Raw genomic sequence first — 18,355 nt, forward strand, 5'->3', positions numbered from 1 at the left:
TTGGTACGTAGATAATTGGTGTGTCGTCACCTGGGTTTTCAGGAGTGATTGGTTTTCCTGGTTCTACTGGTTTACCTGGTTTGCTTGGATCTTTTGGATCTGGCAAGTATGGTTTGTAGCCTGGTACATTAGGAACAACTGGTTGACCTGGTTTCGTTGGATCCGTTGGATCATTTGGATACTTCACTTCTGGTGTTGATGGGAAGTTTGGATCGTTTGGTGTCTCTGGTTTTGGAACCAAGTTTCCAAGTGGTTTGTAAGTTACAGTTTCTTCGAGATTTTCTTGAGTGACTGTCTTAGAAGCAACACTTGCTTTATCCGCATAGTATCCAGTAACACTTGGCGTTGGAACTGCATCATAGTTAGTCTTATTAGTTGTCCATGCTTCATCAGGGTTAAGAACTTTACCTGTAACTTTATCAAGTTTTAAGGTACGTGTCCATTGTGCATTTTGAACATTGTCTGCTGGTGTTTGACTACCTGCACCTACATAATGAACAGTTGACATTACATCTTTCTTCCATTGATCTGTCGCTGGGTATTTAGGACTGTTTGGATCATTTGGATTGATTGGATCTGTTGGATTATGTGGATCGTTTGGTCCAACTGGAGTTTCACCATGTTTCAAGGTTACTGTCCAGGTTTGATCTACTGATGCATCGGTATCGAAGTGAACTCCTGCTGGGAATTCATCGCTTACAAGAACATAGCCACGATCTTCATAATACTTGATCTTGTCCGCAGTTGAGTAGTTGATTGCCTCACCTGATTTACCACCGACTTGATCATTGGCAAGGGTTTGACCTGTTGTTTGGTCAACGTACTTGATAATAGCTTTTTGTTCCGCCTTACGGTAGACAACAGGTGTATCAGATCCTGGGTCATTAGGTGTTACACTTGGTGTATCTGTCACATAACCTGGGATAACTGGAGTTGGAGTCTCGCCACCCTTAGTTGGATCTTGTGGATCATTGTTGTACTGTGGAGTTGGTGCTTTAGGAATTGGGTTTCCTTCTGGATCAACTGGAATGATCTTACCAAGTGGTTTATAAGTAACCTTATCCGTAACTTCTGGTTGATCTGGAGTAACTGTCTTAGATCCAGCTTCCTTCTTATCAGCGTAGTAACCTTTAACTACTGGAACTGTTTCTTTACCATAAGTGTGATTAGGTTGATCCCATGTTGTCGTACCATTTTTTTGTTTACCAGTAAAGGTGAAGTTATCTTGAACCTTATCAGCTGGAGTAGCTGTTCCTGCTCCTTCAAACGTTACCGTTTGTTTAGTTGGTTGCGTCACATCATTTGTTTTTGGTACATAGATGATTGGCGTATCTTCCCCTGGTTTATCAGGTGTTACAGGTGTTCTTGGTTGGATTGGTTGACCTGGTTTCGTTGGATCGTTTGGATCTGGAAGGTGTGGTTCATAACCTGGTACATCAGGAACGACTGGTTGACCTGGTTTCGTTGGATCTGTTGGATCGTTCGGATATTTAACACCTGGTGTTGATGGGAAGTTTGGATCGTTTGGTTTCTCTGGTTTTGGAACCAAGTTTCCAAGTGGTTTGTAAGTAACAGTTTCTTCAAGGTTTTCTTGAGTAACTGCCTTAGAAGCAACACTTGCTTTATCAGCGTAGTATCCTGTCAAACCTGGTGTTGGAACTGCAGCGTAGGCTGTCTTATCTGATGCCCATGGTGTCGCTGAAAGTTCTTTACCTGTGACTTTATCCAAGGTAAGGGTACGTGTCCATGTCGCGTTTTCAACATGATCTGCTGGGGCTGCTACCTTACCATCTGATACCACATACTTAACAGTAGATGTGACATCTTTCTTCCATTGATCTGTCGCTGGGTATTTAGGACTGTTTGGATCATTTGGATTGATTGGATCTGTTGGATTATGTGGATCGTTTGGTCCAACTGGAGTTTCACCGTGTTTCAAGGTTACTGTCCAGGTTTGATCTACTGATGCATCGGTATCGAAGTGAACTCCTGCTGGGAATTCATCGCTTACAAGAACATAGCCACGATCTTCATAGTACTTGATCTTGTCCGCAGTTGAGTAGTTGATTGCCTCACCTGATTTACCACCGACTTGATCATTGGCAAGGGTTTGACCAGTTGTTTGATCAACGTACTTGATCACTGCTTTTTGGTCTGCCTTAACATAAACAATCTTCGTATCTTGTGAAATTCGATCTGGATCACTTTCATCATTTGGTTCAATAGTTTTATCAACAATATTGTAACCCCATGCTTGTGGTTGTTCCTCCTTAATCACATATCCTGTTGGTGCATCTGGAATTTTAGTTTCTGCTGCTTCTTTAGGATTCAATGGGTTATTTTCATAAGTCTTAGATACTGAACCTGGAATAACATTTCCTGATTCATCTACTTGAATAATCTTACCAAGTGGTTTATAAGTTACAACATCTTCAGCATTAGGATTGGTTGGAGTGACTGTTTTACTACCTGCTTCAGACTTGTCAGCGTAGTAACCAGAAACTACTGGAACACTTTCCCTACCGTAAGTATGACTGTTTTCAGTCCATGTTGTTGTACCATCAGCTTGATTCTTCTTACCTGTGAAAGTATAGTCATTTTGAATCTTATCTGAAGGTACCTGAGCTTTACCATCTGTACTTGTGTACTTAACAGTTTGTTTTGTTGGTTGCGTCACATCATTAGTTTTTGGTACATAGATAATCGGCGTATCTTTTCCTGGATTTTCAGGGGTGATTGGTTTTCCTGGTTCTACTGGTTGACCTGGTTTACTTGGATCGTTTGGATCTGGCAAGTATGGTTTGTAGCCTGGTACATTAGGCACAACTGGTTTACCTGGTTTTGTTGGATCGTTTGGATCATTTGGATACTTCACTTCTGGTGTTGATGGGAAGTTTGGATCTTTTGGTGTCTCTGGTTTTGGAACCAATTTTCCAAGTGGCTTGTAAGTAACAGTTTCTTCAAGATTTTCTTGAGTAACTGTCTTAGAAGCAACACTTCCTTTATCAGCGTAGTAACCTGTCAATCCTGGTGTTGGAACTGCATCATAGTTAGCCTTATTCGATGCCCATGGAGTAGATGAGAGAACTTCACCTGTCACCTTATCAAGTTTTAAGGTACGTGTCCATTGTGCATTTTGAACCTTATCAGCTGGGGCAGTTGCATTACCGTCTGATACCACATAATGAACAGTTGACGTTACATCTTTCTTCCATTGATCTTCCGCAGGGTATTTAGGACTCTTTGGATCATTTGGATTGATTGGATCTGTTGGATTATGTGGATCATTTGGTCCAACTGGTGTTTCACCATGCTTCAAGGTAACTACGAATTCTTGATCAACTGACTCATCCTTGTCATAGGTAGCTCCTGCTGGGAATCCATCACTTACAAGAACATAGCCACGATCTTGGTATTTCTGAATCTTAGCTGCAGTTGAGTAGGCAATAGCTTCACCTGATTTACCACCTACTTGATCACTTTCAAGTGTTGCACCAGTATTTTGGTCTACATACTTGATAGTAGCTTTTTGATCTGCCTTGCGGTAGATAATCGGCGTATCTTCACCTGGTTTATCCGGTGTTACAGGTGTTCCTGGTTCTACTGGTTGACCTGGTTTCGTTGGATCGTTTGGATCTGGCAAGTATGGTTTGTAGCCTGGTACATTAGGCACAACTGGTTGACCTGGTTTGGTTGGATCGTTTGGATCATTTGGATACGGCACTTCTGGTGTTGATGGGAAGTTTGGATCTTTTGGTATCTCTGGTTTTGGAACCAATTTTCCAAGTGGGTTGTAAGTTACAGTTTCTTCAAGATTTTCTTGAGTGACTGTCTTAGAAGCAACACTTGCTTTATCAGCGTAGTAACCTGTCAATCCTGGTGTTGAAACTGCATCATAGTTATCCTTATTCGCTGTCCATCGTGCATCAGGGTTAAGAACTTTACCTGTAACTTTATCAACATTTAAGGTACGTGTCCATTGTGCATTTTGAACCTTATCAGCTGGGGCAGTTGCATTACCGTCTGATACCACATAATGAACAGTTGACGTTACATCTTTCTTCCATTGATCTTCCGCAGGGTATTTTGGACTCTTTGGATCATTTGGATTGATTGGATCTGTTGGTTTATGTGGATTATTTGGTCCAACTGGAGTTACATCGTGTTCTAATCTAACTACGAATTCTTGATCAATGTTTTCATCATCATCAAATTTCTTTTGATCTGCAGTTGAGTTTGTAAATCCATCTTCTACAAGTTTGTAACCTTTATTAACAAAATCAGCAATCTTAGCATCCGTTGAGTAGTTAATGACTTCACCAGTTGGACCTTCAACTTCATCTTTTGCTAATTCCTTATTATTAGCACTTGTATCAATGTATTTGACAATAGCTTTTTGTTTTACTTTTTTATAGACAACAACTGTTTCATAGACACCCAAATCAGATTTGGCTACAATATTACGCCAATAGGTATCTGAAATAGTACGTCCACCCGCTTGAGATTCAATAAGCGTTTCTGGTGCATTGCTTGAATCATATGAGATAGAAACGGAATCAGCTTTAGCCCCAGCTACTAATCCTGGAACATTACTTGACTTGATTTCTGCTTTATAGCCTTCGAGTTTTGGCGAAGCGATAGTACCATAATTATAAGTACCTGAATTTGTTCCATCAACTTTCCAACCAGTATCAGCTATATGATCTCCATCAATATCAGAAATGTGATACTTAGCCTTACTGTAGGCAGCTAAGAACTCATCACCATTAGTAACACTTGAATTTTTTAAAATCTTTTTAAAGCCTTCTTGGTCAATAGAGACATCCAAGGTACGGTTCCAATTTGATGACTGAATAACATCTTCTTTAACTGGAGTTCCATCTTCGTAAACATATTTGATGACATTTTTATGAACACCAGTAGGGTTGATTTTTGATCCATTTGATACCCAAATATTTTGACGGTTATCACCTACCGGGTCAATACCATAAGTCCTATCTGTGGCAACAACTCCCCCAGTAGAAGAACCTGTTGGTACAGATGTGGCATTAGCAGGTTCTATGTGTGCTCTATTATTTTGGAAACCAGCAATAGACATAGATCCGCCCTGGATATTCATCCAAACAGAACTCTGTTTATTATGACTTTGTGCATCCCTACCATCCTTGTTCATGGAATAAACCGTATAGGTCCCAACACCTGAATTATTTGTCGGACCATTAAATTCGATTCGGTTCCCTGAAGCTTCTGATTTATTTGAGATATAAAGAATATTTCCGTGGCCAATATCCTGTGGATTGTTCCCTTGAGGAATAGTTATTGGTAGTTTCCCGGTAATTTCACCTGCTGATGTACCATCTGATTTTGTGTATCTCATAAAGGAAACATATAGCGGATTATTAAACTGGAAATAAGTGTTTGTACTAGCTCCCAATGCTACTGAGATCAACTCAGCATAGTAGTTAGTATTATCATCTCGAATATCTACAATAGAACCCTTATTCGCTTGAAAAACTGGTTCACTCTTGCGACCATTCCTAGAATCAAGGGAAATCACATCATCCCAGGCATTATCTCCACGATTGTCCATTTGCACACGGAAAGTAGCAAAGTCATCTACAAGAATCTTACCGTTCTCATTTAGACCGATATAGTTATATCCGTCATAACTTCCAGACGGACCACCGCCGCTCTTAGGCCCTTTGCCTACAGAATGGAAGGTATTGTTTGAATGTTTTCCAAAGACTACTCTTGAATCATTTCCGAAATCAAGGGCAACACCACGACCTTTATTTTCAAAGCGAACTTTGGCATTTTGACCTGTGACAAGTTCTGAGTGATTTCCCATCATAATCCCATCACGGCCATGAAATTCAAAAGTTCCACCATCGCCAATAAGAACTCGACTCGGTCCATTTTTTCTACCGTGGTTACCTGCAACATATCCACCGTAACGATCCTTATCAGTGATACCATCAGCTGGACGATTTACACCAATTGAAATCCCTTGTCCGATACTAGTATTCAAGACTAACTTAGAATCCTTACCAGTTTCCACGGTCCCACTATCAGCCATGAAAATACCAGCATTATGGTAGCGAGCATTTTCAGATCGATTGTCAGTGTTCATGTTAATAGTAAGGCTACCTTTATCTTTTACACTGACCTTAGCTCCACTTTCAAGAGTGATAGCATCCCCTTGAGAAGAGCGATTAAGCGTTAAACTAGCTCCCTCAGCAACTGTTACAGATTTAGCATCGTGAATATTTGACTCACGACGTTGGTCTGAACGGCCAGCAGCTCCAACATTGCGTTGTACGTGTTGAGTTTGACCATTTGCAGCTTGATAACTGTCACTAACTGTTGAAGTTGTAGTTCCTTTGATAACAACATGGGTGTTACCACCACCACCATAAAGTGATGAACCAACACTTGTCACGTTTTCAAAGGTTACTGTATTTGACCCACTGGTACTTGATAAATCAATCGGACCTTTAGAATTAGCAGTCGCTATTTTAAGGTTTTTAAGATTTAGTTCCCAGCTAGCTCCTGTCAATTCCAAAGTATGCGACAAAAGATCTAGACGAGCATTGCCGTCCTTACCTTGGATCGTAACTGGGCGAGATTGTGCATGAATAGTAGTCCTACGGTCAACAGATCCTGAACGTCCATTGTCGGTATTACCATTATCACCTTGAGCTACAACATCACCATTTACAGTGATTTCGCTGACATTTCCATCCTCTAAGGCTGAAACAAACTCACTCCAATTTGATACTTCACGTTTATTTTCTGAAGTAGCTCGACGTGTACGTGTTGAACGGCGTGCTTCAGCTGGAGCTTTATCAGTAGACTTATCATCTTTTTCAGCAACTTCAACTTCAGCTTTACCTTCAGTTGTTTTTGCCGTATCTTCACTTGATTCTTTAGCTGATACTTCTGATTTCTCAGATTTTGGACTTTCTGTTGCAACTTTTTCAGAATCTGAAGAAACTTCAGTTGTTTCTGGTGTTACAACAGCTTTATCAGCTACTGTTGGTTTTGAATCGGCAGTTTCTGGTGATAGAGCAGACTTATCTGCTACTGTTGGTTTTGATTCAGAAGTTCTTGGTACTGAAGATTCCGATGTACTTGTTGAACTTTCTGGACTAACAGATACTACGGAGGTGAGCAATGTTTCTGAAACATTTACCTCATCAGCACTAGCAACTTGCCCACTCAAAAAGAAGGCAGTTCCTAAAAGAACAGAGGCTAAACCAAAACTATACTTACGTAAAGAAAAGCGTTGACGCTCATTAAAATGAAACTTCATGTTTATCTCCTTTAATTTTTTTACACAAATTTAGTATATCACTATATTTATAAAAATCAAGTGTTAGCGGTTACTTTTTTATAAAAAACGCACTATATATATTGAATTCAATATTTTTTTACATCTTTTATCGGAAACTTAGTAATTCTTTAACAAATAGAACTAAAGAAACAAACATGCATCTAGTAATGTATTTCAGCCATACTATAAGAGATTTATCCATTTTTATATTCATACAATTTATTTAACAGTATTAAAAATTTTTAGTAAATATTTTTTTCCGAGATTTATAGTTTTATCTTTTAGTTTTTCAACAAATCCTTCTATCTCTGGATATAAAAATGGAGAGAACAACGACTGTCCTCTCCAGATGTTATAGTAGATTGAAATAAGGTATGAACAAATCGATTAGGAAAGTCAAACTAATTTCTAGAAATATTTTTAGCAGTCTTAGTATCCTGTTCTAGATTCATTCTACTATAGCTTTTTTCAACACTACAGTTGAAAAACATACTAAGATTAGTAGTGAGAAAATCTACGACGGGAGAAAGTACTCACTACTTTTTCGTTATGTTAAAGTAGTGGTGTCTTGTTAAGTCGATAAGTCCTTTGGCGCTAACTGAGGATATTGTCTGCGCTAAAAATCGTCTGCACAAGGTTTTACAGGTCACTTTTCCTGAATTGGAAAACATCTTGTCGGCACCAACTGGGGAACAATATTGGAACTTGGTCATGACTTTTCCATGTAATAGTTTTGTACTGGAGTCAGATGACGCCGCATTAAGAGCTATCATCCGTCAGTCTACGGCGAAACGCATCTCTGAAAAACGTGTGACTTACTTAGTAGATAAGCTTACAAAACTAGCTAATCAGTCTTATTGTGCGGTCAAAAAAACCTCTCCAGTGATAGAAGAGGTCAAATACTATGCAGGGGAGTTACTTAGGCTTTCTGAACACAGACAAGGTGTTTTAGAGGAGATGGTAGCATTGGCTCAATCTTTGCCAGAATACGAGATTCTTCTCTCTATTCCTGGAATAGCTGAAACCACAGCGACAAGTATTATTGGCGAACTTGGTGACATTCGTCGATTTCACTCTGCCAATCAAATCAATGCTTTTATCGGCATTGACCTCAGACACTATGAATCTGGAAACTTTCTAGCCAAGGAACATATCACTAAACGTGGGAATCCCTATGCCAGAAAGATTCTCTTTAAGTGCATTCATAACATCGCTTCAGCTAGCCACACCAATCCCTGTCATATCGCAGACTTCTATGAGAAACGGAAAAGACAATCGCAAGTGACTTCAACCAAACCACACACGATTGCCTCTATACATCGTCTCATTAGAACAATGTATTACCTTATAACGCATAACAAACTTTACGATTATACTTCTACCCAAAATCGGTAAAATTGTTTATGCCATATTATTGTAACACCTTATCAAAAAAATCACCAGATAAGGTGTTGGTTTAGTGTACACTTTTTTCACTAAACTTTAGTTCAGAAAAAGACAATTTCCTTAGTTTGACTATGGAAATCAAACTATTTTTCATCAAATACCTTGATATACTTGACAAATGGTAGAAAAGGATTTAGTCTTCTAGCATACCGAACTAAATCCTTGGTCTAAATCCTTGGTCTAAATCATTTGTCTCTTTTTGCAGTCTGAACAACAGCGCTAGGCTCATTTGACAGACATCTTTCTCGAGATGATACTCTCTATTGTCTAGTTGTTAACAACTTCTATTAGCTACCGCCTAATATGTTTTTTTCTGGTTAGAACCGAGTTTTTAGGACTGCTTGAGGTACTTGCTCACTTCTTTGATACTAAGGTCAGCTACTAAAAATTCTTTACTCTGCCAAAAAGTTCTGAATGGCTGGTATGGCGATTTTACCAAAATTCTCATCAATACGATGTCGTCCCCCCTCAACTGTGACCAATTTAGCATTTGGAATTCTTTGACTTGCATCTACTGAATATTGATAGGGAGCAGTTGTATCATTAGTTCCATGTACAATTAGAGTAGGAGCCAATAATCTTCCTCTGTACATCTTCAATATCAATATCTAGTGCATCTGTCAGATAAATTTTACCCAAGCTAGCATTATGACGTGTCAAACTATCAGGGAGTTGATCAAATGATGGACTTCCAAGATTTTGATAAGTTTCCTTCACATCATCAAATAAAACATAAGCGGGGAAAATCAGGCCGAGCTTGTAGATTTGTTCAGGATTAGTAGCTGCATACAGGCTAGCTACCACACCACCCTGACTGACACCTATTATGCTCAGATGATCTTTATCAACATAACTTTCTGATGTCAGTTTATCTACTACATTCGTTAAGTCTATTAACTCTGTTTTAACTGACATACCAAGCATATCTTGACCACCACTTTTAGAATTACGGCTTCCTCCATAATAGTCAAATCCATATACTAAGAATCCTTGTTTCACTAATAATTGAATATAATCCTTATACATATCAAATGTATTATTAAAGCCATGTGAGATAAGTACTACTGGTAATTTTTCATTTTTATAATCTCTAGGTGCAGTGATTTGACCATACAGTTTTTTATCTTCATAAGCAACCGTATATTCCTCGGTAACAATATCTTCTGTCGGAACTAGATGACTCTCTTGAATTTTAGGTGATCGTTTCACTTCTTGACTAGAAGCAGATGAAATACTTTCTTCAACTTGACTACTTGACGACGTATTTTCTCTATTTTTCCAAATAAAGATCGCCCCTCCTAGTATAAGAATAATCGTTAAAATGCTTATAATATATTTCGAAAATTTCATAGATTTTCCCTTATTGTTATTTTTTTATCTTATGCTAGTATTAGAAATCCTCCTGCCCTACTAAGTGGTGCTGAAAGGCATAAACTGCTGCCTGGGTGCGGTCGCTAACCTGAAGCTTCGCTAAAATGTTGGATACATGGGTTTTAACAGTTTTGAGGGAGATGAACAATTCATCGGCGATACGCTGATTTTCATAGCCCTTGGCGATTAGTTGAAGGACATCTCGTTCACGCGCAGTCAGCTCTTCATGTAATTCAATATGATTGCGGTTGTATTCTACCTTTTTACTCACCTCTTGTTCAATAGCGAACTCACCGGCTGCTACCTTACGAACAGCGTGTAACAATTCATCTGCGCTCGAAGTCTTAAGCATATATCCTCTAGCTCCAGCATTCAAGACTGGCATGATTTTTTCATTATCTAGGTAAGATGTCACAATCAAGATTTTAGCCTCTGGCCATTCTTTGAGAATAGCTAGTGTCGCATCAATCCCATTGACTTCAGGCATGACAATATCCATGACAATCACATCTGGACGAAGCTCCAAGGCCATGGAAATTCCTTCCGCACCATTGGTTGCTTCTCCTACAACCTCTACATCATCTTGTAATTCAAAATAACTTTTCAAACCAAGACGCACCATTTGGTGGTCATCTACCAATAATAGTTTCATCTTACTTCCTCTTATCTATCCAAATCAAGCAAGGGAATACGAATATCCACTGCCAAACCTTGCTTGGGAGCTGTTAATAATTGTATAGTCCCAGCCATATCTTCCACTCGTTCTTTGATATTTCGCAGACCATAGCTCAGTTCATCAACATCATCCAGCTGAAAACCACGACCATTGTCTGCAACCTTCAACTGTAATTCCGTTTCCGTTTGATAAAGGTAAACATCTAGACATGAAGCTTGTGCATGCCGAAGTGTATTACTAATCAATTCTTGTACAATTCGGAAGACATGCTCCTCAATCTTTTTAGGTAGTGCAGTTACCTGATATTTAAAACTTACCTTCAGCTCACTTTTTTCTTCTAGCTCTTTGAGGAGTAGCTGAATCCCCTCCACCAAGCTTTTTTGTTCCAGTTCAATTGGTCGTAGATGCAAAAGAAGAATGCGCAAGTCTCTTTGAGCTGTCTCTAAAATGGCAGTCACACTATGAAGCTGAGTTTGCATCTTCTCTCTGTCTAATTTAAAAGCTTGTTGGCTGAGCCCCGATAAAATCATGTGGGCAGCAAAAATTTCTTGGCTGACTGTATCATGCAAGTCACGCGCGATTCGCTTTCGCTCCTTTTCGATAATCTGTTCTTCCTTGATCAAGGCTTGATTGTCCGCTTTTTGAATAGCTTCTGTCAATAAACCAAACTTGCCTGACAAGTTTCTAAAACTTGCGTCTAAGTCGGCATCCCCAAGACTTTTAATATCTTTACCAGCCAGCAGATTCTTAAGGTTTACTTGGATTTTTCTACGTAAAATCTCGTCAACCATTGTCCAAAACAAGACCAATAAAAAGGCTAGGGCAAGACTAAACATCAGGGCTAGAAAAAGGACTTTTTCTGTCTTCTCTATATCCTGGAAAAGAGAAGTCCACTCCAAATCTAAGATCTTAAAAATACTTCGAAACAGAAAAGCGACAAAGAGAAAAGAGGTGAGTCCAATTAAAATATAGGGTTGCTTTTTCATCCTCTCACCACCTCAACATCTCCAACCATAGTTGTCAAAAGAATCTTAACACTCTTAGGACTCTTGAGATAGTCTCTCGTTTCTTGATGAAATTGCTCATTACGCAAAGCACGTTTAGGCTGGTCAAAAAAGGTTAAGTCTCCATACAGAGAATTGACACTAAGGCTGACTTCAACATCCACTGGTACGATAATTCTTGTCGTACCCACCAGTTTTCTCAAAATGATGACATTATCATGATTGCTCAAAATCACATGCTCTAGATGAATGGTATCCTTCCCCATAAGGCGAAAGAGATTGATATCATCAAAACGACAGGTCTGATAGCTTGAGAAGTGATGAAGACTTCCAAACCAGCGATTTTTCTCCCTCTTTACTGTCACTACTTCTTCAAAGAACAGATTGGTTTCTTCTCTTTCCTGGTTCATCATAGGATAAAGCAGGAACAGGCTGTATATCAAGGCCACAAAGATAGCTAAAATGACAAAGGGATTGAGCATGATGATAAAGAAAAATAGGATGCTCACCGCCACTAAAATAAAGTTATTCCCCTGTTTTCCAGTATAGTATCGAATCAGCAGTAAAAACAAGAGCAAAATCAGTAGAAAACGGGAAAAATGCTCTGATACCATCATAATCAGAGCTCCTGTCAATAAACAAGCTTCAATAAATAGAAAAATTTGAAATTTTCGCATGTAACCGTCCTCTCTATTTTATTGTATCACAAAACCAAAATGTCACATCAGTCTGAGGAATGATAAAAAGACCGGGACCAAAATCCCGACCTCCTTATAGTTGATCTTTTGCTTCTTTTAATTTTCCATACAGGAGATAGTCAACCTCTTGTAAATCCTCAATTCTTGCACAATTAAGGGCGCACATAATCAAACGTAGGTCTTCCTTCCAGCTTTCAACAATAGAGATAACGACATCTACTGGGTAGTTTTCGACCAACTCTAACATGGTGCGTGATAGCCCAACTGCCCTTGCTCCAAAGACCAAGCATTTGATAATATCTAGTGGATTGCGAACCCCTCCGCTTACCAGAAGCTCTATTTTATCTTTCCAGTCTTGGGCATTGATAAGAGCCTGCATAGTTGATTGCCCCCAATCATTGAGGTAGTCCCGTTGCCCGCTACGACGGTTTTCGATATAGGCAAAGCTGGTTCCCCCACGACCAGACAAATCAACCGTACGTATGCCTATCTCGTATGCCTTAGCAATGGTCTTCACATCCATGCCAAAGCCGACTTCTTTTAAAATAAGGGGCACAGAGATTTGATCAGCATAATCTTTCAGATTATTTTGCCACAATCTAAATTGACGCTCACCTTCTGGCATGAGCAATTCCTGCATGACATTAACATGGACTTGTAAGAGAAGAGGATTCATCTCTTTTACCGTTTGTATCCCCAATTCAACAGGCTTGTCTAAGCCGATATTGGTTCCAAGAAGGAGGTCAGGATGATTTGACTTGACAGAGAAAGAGTCATCCGATGGGTTCTTTAGGGCAGCGCTGTAGGAACCTGTCACAAATAAAATCCCACAAGCCTCAGCCACCTGGGCTAATTTTTGATTGATTTCTTTCCCCTTTTCACTCCCACCTGTCATGGCATTGATATAAAAAGGAAAGTCCCATTTTCGCCCTGCAAATTCTGTCGAAAGATCAATTTCATCTAAGTCATATAAGGGTAGCGAGGAGTGAATCAATTCCACTTCATCAAAACTATTATAAGTACTGTTTTGTTCAAGGGCATAGCGGATGTGTTCATCCTTCCGATTTATCGTCATGTCCCATCCTTTCTTGATACAAGAGCTCAATTCCTAAATCAGCCCAGCGTTTTTTCAGTAATGTGGTCGAATCTTGGCCAAAGCTAAGTGCAATCCCACAGTCTCCTCCACCAGCACCACTACTCTTAGCAACAGCTTTTAAGTCTCTACTGGCATCTTTTAATTGTCTGAGCGAAGGTGTGTAAATATCTGAACTCAAGCCTTCTAAAAGTCGGCTGGCTTGTCCCAGCAAGTCAATAATGGTTTCTTCTTGACCTACCTCCAAAGCCTTTACCAAATTAGCTACTGTTTCTTTTGAAGCCTGTAAAAAGCTAGCGTTCATATTATCCTTGATTTGCTTGACCATATGACTTGATACAGCCACTTCCTTGGTCCAACCAACCAGAAAATCAAATTTCAAAGCTGGTTCAACACTCCTAATAGAAAAGCCCCAGTCACGTGCTAATACAGCTTGCAGTTCTTCTTTTTCTAGCCATTGTGCCACTTTCTCACGGTCAAATGACTGATAGAGGACGAGGTCTTCTGATACGATACAGGCAATATCCCCCATGGAGCCATTGTCCCCACGTTTAAGAAGTACAGCACTCGCCAATTTAAACAAGAGTTCTCTGTCAGCTAATCTTTCATAGAAGGTAAGCATGGCCTTGATGACCAAGACAACTACACTGCCACTAGAACCCAGGCCGAACTTCTTGCCCTCACGCTCCATTTTCCCACGAATGTCTAGGGAGAAAGGCTGTAGTTCAACTCCTTGAGCAGTCAGGTATTCCTCTACTATGGCAACTGTTTCTTGAATCAAGGCATAAGAAGAATCCGGTCGCAAATCTACACTATAGGAAAACATATCTGAGTAGAGTCGATAAACATCAGACGCTTTAATCTCAGCCGTCATATAGATGGGAATAGCCTTTATTAGTGCCAACTGTCCTGGTTCTAAAATGGCATACTCACCAGCCCAATAGAGTTTCCCACAAGTTTTAACAATCGTCATCTTGGCTCAAGTCCTTTGTTTTTGATACGATCAAGCGATAGCGTTGGCCTAAGAGTTCTGATAGATGTTCCAAGTCTTTTTCTAAACAAAGAACCTTGACATTAGGCCCCGCATCCATAGTAAAGTAGCAAGATTCACCTTGTTCTCTAAGCTGACGAACGAAATCCATAGCCTCATAACTCGCATCTGTCAGATATGAGAAGGATGGAGTTGCTGTCTTTGTCGTCGCATGCATAGCTAGAGCATTCTTCTCTGTTAATTCCCCAACTTTTTTAAAGTCATTTTCCTTGAGGTAGACCAACATATCCTTGTAGTCTTGTTCAGATTGACGAATCCACTCATCAAAAGTCGTTGAAGTTTCCACACAGAGTTTCATCCCATCTCGACTAGAGATTGGTTTTTTCTGGTCTTCCAAGACCAACATAATCATGGCTAGTTTCAAGTCAGTTTCAACAGGATAGATTTCTCCACTATCCTTGTCCCAAGCTGCTAAGGGGCCATAAAAACTACGTGATGAAGAACCCGATGCAAATTTAGCTTCCAAGGCCAACTCTTTACGATCTAGTTCTAATTGGAAATAGGCATTACAGGCTTTTACCAAGGCAGACAAACCACTGGAACTTGAAGAAAGACCCGCCGCTGTTGGCATATTGTTCTTAGTGTCAATACGAACAAAACCTGCTCCTTCAGGACGGTAGCGGTCAATGATTTTACTCATCTTGGCATGCTCTGCCTCGTTTTGCAACTGACCATTGATGTAGAAAGCATCCGAGCTTGCATCTGCTGGTAAAGGAGAAAGTGTTGTCTCCGTATACATATTTTCTAAGGTTAGAGAGATACTGCTAGTCGCAGGAACCATCTCTTTTTCTGCTTTCTTACCCCAATATTTGATAATGGCAATATTGGCATAGGAACGTACTGTTACAGGCTTTCGATCCATGTCTGAACAGCTCCTTTCTCTTCTAATCTTTCTGCTAGTTCTTGCGCTTGGTTTACATTAGCAACCAAGGCGATGATGCAGCCTCCTAGACCACCACCACTCATCTTGGCACCTAGAGCTCCATGTTCAAGAGCAGTTTCAACCAAGGCATCAGCCTCAAGGCTACTAACTCCAATTTCCTTTAGATTTCCATGAGCTTTGGTTAGACTTTCTCCCAGCTTCACGGCATTTTTTATTTTTATTGCTTCTTCAGCTTGCTGGGTCAACTCTCCTAGTGCATGCAAGAAAGGTAAAGCTTCCTTTCCTTTACTCTCTACAACTTGGATAGCTTCCCGAGTATGTCCATAGACTCCCGTATCAGCAATAACCAGATAGGCAGATAAATCCATGGCTAATTCTTCAAAACCAACATTCTTGATAAAACGAATAGGCTGGTCACTTAGACAAGTCTTGGCATCCAATCCACTTGGATTCATATGGGCAATCATCTCTGCACGATTCACCAAAATTTCTAAAACATCATGCGGAAGTTCGGCTTCAAAAAAATCAAATACCGCACGAATGGCTGCAATGCTTATGGCCGCTGAAGACCCCATCCCACGTTTTTCAGGAATAGCCGAATCAATTTGACAACGGATGCAAGCATCTTTGATATTCAGATACTCGAGAGAAGCATAGACAGCCATAGACAAGGTATCCTCTTCAAAAAGACGCCATGGTGTCGCTGCAGGAACTACCCGACAAGTCACCTCTACCTCTAAAAGCGGCAAAGAGATTGCTGGGTAGCCATAAACCACCGCATGCTCTCCTATTAAAATAATTTTACTATGTGCCTGACCGACACCAACTTCTTTTGTCATTTAATCCTACTATCAGATGAAAATCATCTGTTTCTAGATAAAATTTTAGAACTTTATTCCTTTCTATTTTATTATATTTTCACAAAAAAAGCGATTGTTTCCTTTCACAATCGCTTGTTTTCATTATTGTACCCACTCACCATTATAGTTGACGTAGTAGCCACCTACTGTGGTATTTACAGCTAAGGCACCAGAACTATAGGCATAGTACCATTTACCATTAACTTGGAACCAGCCTGTCACCATAGCTCCTGACGAACGAAGATAATACCAAGTATTATCGACATAAATCCAGCCAGTTTTCATATCACCATTTTCAGCATCTAGATAATACCAAGTTGAACCTTCTTGATACCAGCCTGTTGCCATGGCTCCTGATGAACGGAGATAGTACCAATAGCCATTGATAGACACCCAACCTGTTTTCATATCACCGTTTTGAGCATCTAGGTAATACCAAGTCGAACCATCTTGATACCAACCTGTCGCCATAGCACCTGATGAACGAAGGTAGTACCATTTGTTACCAAGATATTGCCAACCTGTTTGCATTGCAGCAGTTGTTGGATCGAGATAGTACCAAGTTGAATTGTCTTTAATCCAACCAGAACGTTTCTCACCACCAAGGTAGTCTTTCCCTGAAGAACCTGTTTTTGCTAGGTAATACCAGTTAGACTGATCATAAAGCCAACCTGTTTTTAAAGAATGGTCTTGATCAAAGTAATAGTATGCTAATTTAAGAACTTCTGGGCCTTCAAAGCCTTCACCATGTTTTTTGCCAACATTTAACGAATCCTTAGCCTCTAATTGTTGCCAACCAACAAATTCTTGTAGTACGCCATCTTGATTAAAGTAATACCATTTTGACATTGGCATATATTCTAATCTGATACCATTGGGGTAAGGACCAATGGTACTACCTTCATCTGGCATAGGAATATACTGCCAACCTACTACCATTTCTCCCATATAGTCAAAAAAGTAGGTTTTCCCATCGATCACTCGCCAGGCCGTTTCTTTGATGTCACCCTTCTTGTAGTAGGTTCTACCATTTTCTTGAACAAATTTCCAGCCTTCAGAATTCAAATCATCCGCAAATACTGTACTTGTTGCTAACAGACCAAAGAAGAAGACTGCTAGAGCAACTTGCATCATTTTTTTCAAAAATTTCATTCTTGTTTCCTCCAAAATGATTCTAGCAAAGTTCAAATCATATGTCAACATTTCAATGACTCAAAAAAAGCAGTTACAAAACTGCAACTGCTTTTCTATTCTTGCATGGTATAACCAACACCACGCACGGTTTTAATGTAGCTCTTTTGACCTTTCACGTCAAGTTTGCTACGTAGATAACGGATATAAACATCCACAATATTGGTTTCGGTCGCACTTTCATACTTCCAAACACTTTCCAGCAATTGCTCTCGAGTTAAAACCTTCTTACTTCCCATAAGGGTAGCCAAAAGATCATATTCACGCCGAGTCAGGGCAATCATTTCCTCGCCACGATAGACGGTATGATGTTCTACGTCCATACGCAGATTGCGATAGGCTGTCGGAACTTTCATCTGACTACAGTGTTGGTCGATGAAATCTCGACCTCGGAAGATAGCTGAAATACGACTGACCAAATCATCGATAATGATTGGTTTATAGATGTATGAAACAGCGAAACGCTGGATTGTTTCAAGTTGGTCTTGCAATTCTTCTCGATGGTCCACGACCATGATTACCGAAGCTGGCTTGGTCCGACTCAAGTTATCCGCAAAATCCTGGGCTGTCATATCCCCTAGGTAAGCATTCAGTAAAATCAAGTCATAGTCAGTCTGAAGAGCCATGGAGAGGGCTTTTTGTCCCTCTTCTACCTGATCAACTCGGTATTGCTCTTTTTGGAGTTCCAGACTTAAAAAATGAGCTAGATTTCTTTCTTTCTCAAGTAATAAAATCCGTTTCCCCATGGC

General features: G+C 39.9%; 12 protein-coding genes and 1 pseudogene. 1 reads left to right on the forward strand and 12 read right to left on the reverse strand.

What is annotated here, in order from left to right; translation table 11 throughout:
• On the reverse strand, nt 1-7,312 hold a 7,312-nt coding region (locus tag QM928_RS01770), incomplete at its 3' end, for a mucin-binding protein (protein ID WP_414294430.1).
• 615 nt (nt 7,313-7,927) lie between these two features.
• Here QM928_RS01770 and QM928_RS01775 point away from each other — a divergent pair.
• Nucleotides 7,928-8,728 (forward strand): annotated as a pseudogene (locus tag QM928_RS01775) (transposase); the annotation flags it as partial.
• Between the two features lie 443 nt (nt 8,729-9,171).
• Here the strand turns inward: QM928_RS01775 and QM928_RS01780 are convergent.
• The 11 genes from QM928_RS01780 to QM928_RS01830 all read right to left on the reverse strand — a co-directional run bounded on the left by QM928_RS01780 (nt 9,172) and on the right by QM928_RS01830 (nt 18,352).
• A complete protein-coding gene (locus QM928_RS01780) occupies nt 9,172-9,354 on the reverse strand; it encodes an alpha/beta fold hydrolase (RefSeq protein ID WP_398577615.1) in 183 nt (60 codons plus the stop codon).
• Nucleotides 9,323-10,129 (reverse strand): alpha/beta hydrolase family protein, encoded by an 807-nt coding sequence (locus QM928_RS01785; protein ID WP_398577614.1) that lies wholly within the window; start codon nt 10,127-10,129, stop codon nt 9,323-9,325. Before QM928_RS01785 ends, QM928_RS01780 begins: the two co-directional genes overlap by 32 nt.
• A 40-nt stretch (nt 10,130-10,169) precedes the next feature.
• Complete coding sequence (locus QM928_RS01790) at nt 10,170-10,802, reverse strand: response regulator transcription factor (RefSeq protein ID WP_075232081.1); 633 nt, start codon at nt 10,800-10,802, stop codon at nt 10,170-10,172.
• A gap of 11 nt (nt 10,803-10,813) precedes the next feature.
• Nucleotides 10,814-11,812, reverse strand: coding sequence for a sensor histidine kinase (locus QM928_RS01795; protein ID WP_414294431.1), 999 nt, complete (start codon nt 11,810-11,812; stop codon nt 10,814-10,816).
• Nucleotides 11,809-12,507 (reverse strand): cell wall-active antibiotics response protein LiaF, encoded by a 699-nt coding sequence (gene liaF / locus QM928_RS01800; protein WP_414276714.1) that lies wholly within the window; start codon nt 12,505-12,507, stop codon nt 11,809-11,811. Before liaF ends, QM928_RS01795 begins: the two co-directional genes overlap by 4 nt.
• Before the next feature lie 94 nt (nt 12,508-12,601).
• Nucleotides 12,602-13,603 (reverse strand): type 2 isopentenyl-diphosphate Delta-isomerase, encoded by a 1,002-nt coding sequence (fni, locus tag QM928_RS01805; RefSeq protein WP_414294432.1) that lies wholly within the window; start codon nt 13,601-13,603, stop codon nt 12,602-12,604.
• Nucleotides 13,581-14,594 carry a phosphomevalonate kinase gene (locus QM928_RS01810; RefSeq protein ID WP_414294433.1) on the reverse strand — a complete coding sequence of 338 codons (1,014 nt, stop codon included), beginning with the start codon at nt 14,592-14,594 and terminating at the stop codon, nt 13,581-13,583. The genes fni and QM928_RS01810 overlap by 23 nt, the downstream gene beginning before the upstream one ends.
• The gene (gene mvaD / locus QM928_RS01815) at nt 14,581-15,534 is read right to left on the reverse strand and encodes a diphosphomevalonate decarboxylase (RefSeq protein ID WP_414294434.1); all 954 of its coding nucleotides are present in this window, start codon (nt 15,532-15,534) and stop codon (nt 14,581-14,583) included. Before mvaD ends, QM928_RS01810 begins: the two co-directional genes overlap by 14 nt.
• Nucleotides 15,516-16,394, reverse strand: coding sequence for a mevalonate kinase (gene mvk, locus QM928_RS01820; RefSeq protein ID WP_414294435.1), 879 nt, complete (start codon nt 16,392-16,394; stop codon nt 15,516-15,518). Before mvk ends, mvaD begins: the two co-directional genes overlap by 19 nt.
• 123 nt (nt 16,395-16,517) lie before the next feature.
• Nucleotides 16,518-17,567: an N-acetylmuramoyl-L-alanine amidase family protein gene (locus QM928_RS01825; protein ID WP_153225678.1), complete on the reverse strand. Its 1,050-nt coding sequence runs from the start codon at nt 17,565-17,567 to the stop codon at nt 16,518-16,520.
• A gap of 95 nt (nt 17,568-17,662) precedes the next feature.
• The gene (locus QM928_RS01830; protein WP_153225679.1) at nt 17,663-18,352 is read right to left on the reverse strand and encodes a DNA-binding response regulator; all 690 of its coding nucleotides are present in this window, start codon (nt 18,350-18,352) and stop codon (nt 17,663-17,665) included.
• Between the last annotated feature and the right edge of the window lie 3 nt (nt 18,353-18,355).

This window comes from Streptococcus infantis (assembly GCF_047460405.1).
Taxonomy (GTDB): domain Bacteria; phylum Bacillota; class Bacilli; order Lactobacillales; family Streptococcaceae; genus Streptococcus; species Streptococcus infantis_Q.